General features: G+C 77.0%; 1 protein-coding gene. It reads right to left on the reverse strand.

Annotated elements, in window-relative coordinates; all coding sequences use genetic code 11:
- The coding region (locus GT042_RS24730; RefSeq protein ID WP_161310934.1) for an AfsR/SARP family transcriptional regulator at positions 1-447 on the reverse strand (447 nt) is incomplete at both ends.

Consider the following 447-nt stretch of genomic DNA (forward strand, 5'->3'; position numbering starts at 1 on the left):
CGGCCGGTGAACGCCGGCAGGTCCGGGGGCAGTTGGGACGGGACCGGCTGCCGCACGGCACGCCGTACGTCCAGCGCCGGGTCGGTGTGCAGGATGCGGCTGTGCAGCCGGTCGAGTCCGGCGCCGGGGTCGACGCCCAGCTCCTCCCGCAGGACCTTCCGGGCCTCGCGGTACGCGGCCAGGGCGTCGGCGCGGCGGCCGGAGCGGTACAGGGACAGCATCAGCTGCTCGTGCAGGCGCTCGCGCAGCGGGTGCGCCGCGACGGCGGCGCGGAGTTCGGCCGTCAGGCCGGGCCGCTCGCCGAGTTGGAGTTCGGCGGCGTGCAGTTCCTCCAGCGCGGCGAGGCGCAGCTCCTCCAGCCGGTCGCGCTCGGACTCGAAGAAGATCCCCCGTGTCCCGGCGAGGGCCTGCCCGCGCCACGCTCCGAGGGCCTGCCGCAGCGAGCGG

The organism is Streptomyces sp. SID3212, assembly GCF_009865405.1.
Taxonomy (GTDB): Bacteria; Actinomycetota; Actinomycetes; order Streptomycetales; family Streptomycetaceae; genus Streptomyces.